We start from the raw sequence: 5,828 nt of genomic DNA on the forward strand, positions 1-5,828 counted from the left end.
GAAGCGCCGCCCATCCTTACCGTATAAATCCTTTCCTTTTTAGGACTACCGAAAACGGCGTTAGGGGTTTTTAAATTTATTTAAAGCATTTTGCAATATTTGAAAAATTTCCAGATCGTCAGTTTGGGCAACCACCTGTTGTACTTTGGCAAAACCAACGGTCAAAAAGACCGCATCGCCAGCGATCGCCTCAGCAATATCGCGCCTCCCCTTCAATCGCATCTGTTGATCGCCATAGGGCAAGGGCGGCAGTGGGGTGGCAAGTTCTATGACCGCGACATTAAAAGCGTCCTCATCACCCAGTCGCACAAGGGCAGCGGTCGCCGCATCTAGGGAAAAAGCTCTAATCAAGTAAGGCTTGATCAGGGGAATAAGCGCACTTTCGCCTGTAAAGCCCAAATCCTTGATAATGTAAATTAAATCCCTATATTCAGGATGAGACTGCACATAGTTGACGATGAATGAGCCTGCCAGTTTTGTTCTTGTTGCTGCTAAATAATTAACTGCCCCAATGTGAACAATTTTTTCCGTTGCCTCTTGAGCAATTTGAATAAATGCTTGGGTAGCCAAATCACCACCAATTGCCAATAGCGTTTCTGCGGCTTGTATCTTTTGGGGATGTAAATAGTCGCTCACCATCGGGATCAAAATTGGAATTGCCGCAGGATCTCGCCGCTCAGCGATCGCCGCCAGTACCGCTTGGCGCACATTTTCATCGCGATCGCTTAGTAATTGTTCTAGATCATCCTGATTAAACTGACCTAACTTAATCACGACACTAGCGGCTATTTGCCGTAACTCCGCAAACTGAGGGAAATCATGCTGTTCTGTCAAAATCGACTTCAACGCAGGAATAGCCTCCGTGGGTTGCAGTTTTGCCAAGACCTTGGCAGCGACTTTCCGAATCTCCAGATTGCTAAATAACTCCGTTGCCGCTTTTTCATCTTCACCTTTAGCGTACAACTTAGCTACCTGCGCTTGGGTCGCCGTTAAGTAATCATCATAGGTGTCATATTGAGCGCTTTGAATGACAGCCGCTAAGTCTGTGATTTTAATCTGATATTCAAGGCTAATCCTCTCAACTTCCTTAATTAAAGCCTTCATCTGCTGTGCTTGCTCATGCGGCATAGTCTCTAAATACATTTGACTACCTTGAACGCCAAATAAGGAGCCAAGCATGAAGGTTAGCCATTCTAAGGGATGGATTGCCGCAGAAGCCGCCATCATGGGGTCAGCATTCTCTGGGCTGGCGGGAGTTGGCGCAAATTTGGCTTGTAATCCTTGGATTTCTGAACGCAGTTGCGGCACTTGAGCATAATAGTTGGCTCTGCCAGTAAGCAGAAGATGAATGAGAATGGGAACGTTTTCAGCACGATTCATCGATTGCTCAAATTGCGCCAAGGCTGACATCAAAAATTGCGAATTATGCTGATGTGCGAGGGAGTTAACAGCAACGTTAATCCATTTACTAGAGCCAGTTTCTGCTAAAGCGGCGATCGCTGCCGCATAAATTCCCTCATGCTCCGTATCCAGTTTACTCACGAACGTAGGGATAGACTGTTCATCCTTGATCAATCCTAAAATTTGTAAAGCAGGTATCTGTTTTTTTAGGAGATCAGAATCTGAAACATCATACATAGATGTCCCAAACTTGCCCCTTTGTTGATTACACAAATATTGATGGAACTTATCGCCGCCAAGATCCTTGAATGCTTGCGCTATTTTCCGCCTTTGGTCAATATCCTGAATCGTACTGAGGACATCACATAAGCCATTGAGAATAGCAGCGATAATCCCGATTGTGGCAGATGGGTAATCTGGCTTTTGCCATAGATGCTTGATTTTCTTCCATAACCAAGAGCCGTAGCACACAATAGGGTTCAGGCTGAGGGTGATGGGACCAGAGCGAGGGTAGCTACCTGCTTGGTAGAGCAGCGCTGCCAATGGCGAAGCGACAAAGTCTTGGCTACGTTTTTCCGTTTCTCTGAGGCAGGCGATCGCCTGTTTGCGATCTAGATCGTATAGTGCTGATGCAATATAGCGGAGAGATTCCATATCTTCATGACTTTGGCTGAGTTGATATTGCTTGAGCAACATCTGCACCTCCACCCGATGGCGATCGCTGGGATAGGATCGCCTTTGACGATAACGCTCTAAATTTTGTCGTCCAATCTCAATGAGTGCATCGATACCGACTGCCTGTAAATCACTATTTCCTTCTTTGATTATTTGGCGAATGGCATTAATTGCACAAACTGCACCTAATTCCCCTAGTAGAGCAGTTACTTCAATTTCATCGGTTGCATCTAGCAAGTAAGGAATGATCTTGGTGGCACTGTGCAACCGCATTCCTTTTAACGCTAGTTGTGGGTACTGTTTTAAAGCCGAAGCCAAGTAAGGCAGGACATCGGGAGTCTTGAGCTTACTGAATAGATATATACGATAGAAGTCAGAAATATTCGCCTTGAGCAATCGGGCGATCGCTGGTTGTTGTTGTTCCACTGGAAGCGAAGCAAAAAATTCTGTTCCTAACTCCCAACTTATTTCAAAGAAGCTATTTGCGGAGTTTATGAGCGGATTTGATAAGTTATGCGAACTTGACATCTTAATACTCTGTTAGTAAGAGACATACGAATAACATACAACAGGACTTAGACAAAAATAGGAAATTTACTAATTTTTACTCCCTTCCCACTATAAAATTAATTACTCTCCATCAACATTAGCAATCAACATGAAGTATCAAGCCCGCATATTCGTCACCCTGCGCCCATCAGTGCTAGATCCCGCAGGTACAGCCGTACAGTCTGCCCTCAAGCAAATGGACTATCATGTGGATTCGGTAAGAATTGGCAAGTATGTGGAAATTATGCTTGATGCTGCTGATGAAACCGAGGCATCGCAAAAGCTAAATGAAGCAGCCGACAAGTTACTAGCAAACCCTGTAATTGAGAATTATCGCGTTGAGCTAACCCCGATCGCTTCAGAAGAGGTTTAAACATGAAATTTGGTATCCTCGTTTTCCCTGGCTCAAATTGCGATCGCGATGTGGCAACCGTCACCAGTGGCATTTTAAAACAGCCCACCCGCATGATTTGGCATAGCGACACCGATATTAGTGACTGTGATGTGATCGTTGTACCTGGGGGATTTAGCTATGGTGACTATTTGCGCTGTGGGGCGATCGCCAGATTTGCGCCCGTGATGAGAGCTTTGCAGGATCATGTGGCAAAGGGTAAATATGCGATCGGTATTTGTAATGGTTTTCAAATTCTGACCGAAGCAGGAATATTGCCTGGGGCTTTAGTGCGAAATCGCGATTTGCATTTTATTTGCGATCGCGTCTCTCTAAGGGTAGAGCGTCATAATTTAGCATTTACCCAAAAATATCAACAGCATCAGGTCATCTCCTTACCGATCGCCCATGGTGAAGGCTGTTATTTTGCCGATGCTGACACACTTAAATCCTTAGAAGATCATCAGCAAATTGTCTTTAGATATTGCGATGCTGATGGCAAGATCACCGATGCCGCCAATCCCAACGGCTCCCTCAACAATATTGCTGGTATTTGCAACCCACAGGGCAATGCGATCGGCATGATGCCCCACCCCGAACGCGCCGCCGAAAGCATACTCGGTGGCACTGACGGTAAAGCCTTATTTGCTAGCCTCCTAGAGAGCGCTCTTACCTATGCCTAGCCTATATTTAATTCGTCATGGCATCGCCGCCGATCGGGAAAGTTATGACAGCGATCGAGATCGTCCACTCACCCCAGAAGGGCGCAAAAAAACTCAACAGGTTGCCAGTCGCCTGCATGATCTAGGCTTGCGCTTTGACCTCTTGCAAACCAGCCCCCTAGCCCGCGCCCAGCAAACCGCCGCCATTTTTGCCGATACTTTTCCTAACTGTCCCGTACAAGAAGCGGCGGAGTTAGCCCCCGATGGTAATTTTGAGCGTTGGCGTGAAAGGGCGATTCAGTGGCTTTTTCAACAACCACAACCATCCAAGGCTTCATTGGGAATCATTGGCCATGAGCCAGATTTGACGACTTGGGCGGAGCTATTAATTTGGGGCGAGGCGAAGGGGGTGTTAGTTCTAAAAAAAGCTGGCATTATCGGTATATCTTTGCCAATTCCGCAGCCAGAAATTACTTGGCAAGGCAATGGCATTTTATTTCTCTCGATCCCACCTAAATTGTTGATCTAGATTTCACCAAGCTACAGCAATAGCCGATCAAACGAGCCACAAGAAAAATTTTGAAAGCGGCGATTTAAAATTTTTCTTGTGGATTTTAAGTCAGTATAAAGTGCTGTTTGAAGAAGATGTTAAGCAGGAAAATCTTTGGCTAAAAATGGCTGGTAAATATAAAAATGCTCACATTATCTCAATTTTTGTAAAAAATCTTGCTCTTCACTCAAGAACCTTTCTAGTTATCAATATTTAATAACTTTCGATATAATTCGTATGCAATCAATACAAACAAAATTCATGAATGCTAACTACGGCAAATTATTGCTCAAAATTACGGTAATCATAGGATTAATGAGCATCGGTATTTTGACTACCATTCCATCTCCAGCGCAAGCACAACGCGGTCTAAATCCCAGACCAAGTATTTTCAACGAACCACCTTACAATCGTGGTAAAACACCACCAGTTCCCACTGAATCAGTCAGCCAAACTACCCAACCAACCACAGAAGCTCCTACTGCACCAGTCGGAACTCCCACAGAGTCCAAGAACATTATCGAAGTGCTTCAGAGTGATGGATCTTTTAAAACTCTCATTAAAGCTTTAGATGCAGCAAGCCTTACAAAAACCTTGAAAGGAAAAAGTCCTTACACAATTTTTGCTCCTACAGACGCAGCATTCGCAAAACTACCACAGGACGCATTACAGGATTTATTGAAGCCAGAAAACAAGGAAGTGTTGGTCAAGATTTTAACCTATCATGTAGTCCCTGGCAGGGTACTCTCCAGTGACTTAAAATCTGGGCAAGTGAGTAGCTTACAAGGGGATCTTATTACTGTTAAAGTTGACCGAGCAACAGGTGTATATGTCAATGATGGCAATGTAACTGGGGCTGATATCCCCGCTAGTAACGGTGTTATTCATAGAATTGACAATGTAATTCTGCCTCCTAGTTTATAAATTTTGGCGATTTGGGTGATAAAAACTAGCAAATTAAAGTCTCCGAGGCATCAAAAAATCGGGGACTTTAATATCTACAAACACTCAGTTTAAACTTTGAAGCATTTGCTGAACTTAACTGAATTTATAAAATGGGGACTAACAAAAATGACTACTCAATTAGCCAATAGCTTGACCGTTGATGAACGCATAAAAACGCAAGCAGAATCGGCAGCAGAAACTTTGGCTCCTAGTAATTCTCCACAATTAGTTAGTAGTTTGACAGTTGATCAACTTATGGAAGTAATTGCTAATGTGGTAGATGCTCGATTAAACATCTTTTTTAATTCATTGAATATAAACGGTGTAAAAAAATCATCCGAAGTAGAAATCGCTGAACTACATTTGTCACATCCAGTTGAGCTTAAGAAAGAAAATCCTTGGCTGAAAATCGCAGGAATGCACAAGGATAATGCTGATTTGTTTGAAGAAGTTGTGGCTTATATGGAAGCAAGTCGCCAAGAGATTCTAGAAGAGGAATTAGCTTAAATGACTCTATGGATACTTGACACCAACCATATAACACTTTTAGAACAGGGAGCATCCCAAGTTTGCGCTAAGTAGAAATACTTAGCGATGGGGAATTATTAAGAAAAGCTGTACGCAAACGTAAGATCTTTGGAACATTGCATGGATT

General features: G+C 43.7%; 6 protein-coding genes. 5 read left to right on the plus strand and 1 reads right to left on the minus strand.

What is annotated here, in order from left to right:
• Positions 1-60: 60 nt before the first annotated feature.
• Entirely contained in the window at positions 61-2,502 is a 2,442-nt protein-coding gene (locus H6F44_RS23845) for a HEAT repeat domain-containing protein (RefSeq protein WP_190353225.1), read from the minus strand.
• 232 nt (positions 2,503-2,734) lie between these two features.
• Here H6F44_RS23845 and purS point away from each other — a divergent pair, with 232 nt between their 5' ends.
• The 5 genes from purS to H6F44_RS22025 all read left to right on the plus strand — a co-directional run bounded on the left by purS (position 2,735) and on the right by H6F44_RS22025 (position 5,680).
• Positions 2,735-2,998 (plus strand): phosphoribosylformylglycinamidine synthase subunit PurS, encoded by a 264-nt coding sequence (gene purS / locus H6F44_RS22005; RefSeq protein ID WP_190353226.1) that lies wholly within the window; start codon positions 2,735-2,737, stop codon positions 2,996-2,998.
• 2 nt (positions 2,999-3,000) lie between these two features.
• Positions 3,001-3,699, plus strand: a complete 699-nt coding sequence (purQ, locus tag H6F44_RS22010; RefSeq protein WP_190353227.1) for a phosphoribosylformylglycinamidine synthase subunit PurQ — start codon at positions 3,001-3,003, stop codon at positions 3,697-3,699.
• Positions 3,692-4,207, plus strand: a complete 516-nt coding sequence (gene sixA / locus H6F44_RS22015) for a phosphohistidine phosphatase SixA (RefSeq protein WP_190353228.1) — start codon at positions 3,692-3,694, stop codon at positions 4,205-4,207. Before purQ ends, sixA begins: the two co-directional genes overlap by 8 nt.
• A gap of 282 nt (positions 4,208-4,489) precedes the next feature.
• Positions 4,490-5,152 (plus strand): fasciclin domain-containing protein, encoded by a 663-nt coding sequence (locus H6F44_RS22020; RefSeq protein WP_190353229.1) that lies wholly within the window; start codon positions 4,490-4,492, stop codon positions 5,150-5,152.
• Positions 5,153-5,299: 147 nt separating this feature from the next.
• The gene (locus H6F44_RS22025) at positions 5,300-5,680 is read left to right on the plus strand and encodes a hypothetical protein (protein WP_190353230.1); all 381 of its coding nucleotides are present in this window, start codon (positions 5,300-5,302) and stop codon (positions 5,678-5,680) included.
• The last annotated feature ends 148 nt before the right edge of the window (positions 5,681-5,828 follow it).

The organism is Pseudanabaena cinerea FACHB-1277 (assembly GCF_014696345.1).
Lineage (GTDB): Bacteria > Cyanobacteriota > Cyanobacteriia > Pseudanabaenales > Pseudanabaenaceae > Pseudanabaena > Pseudanabaena cinerea.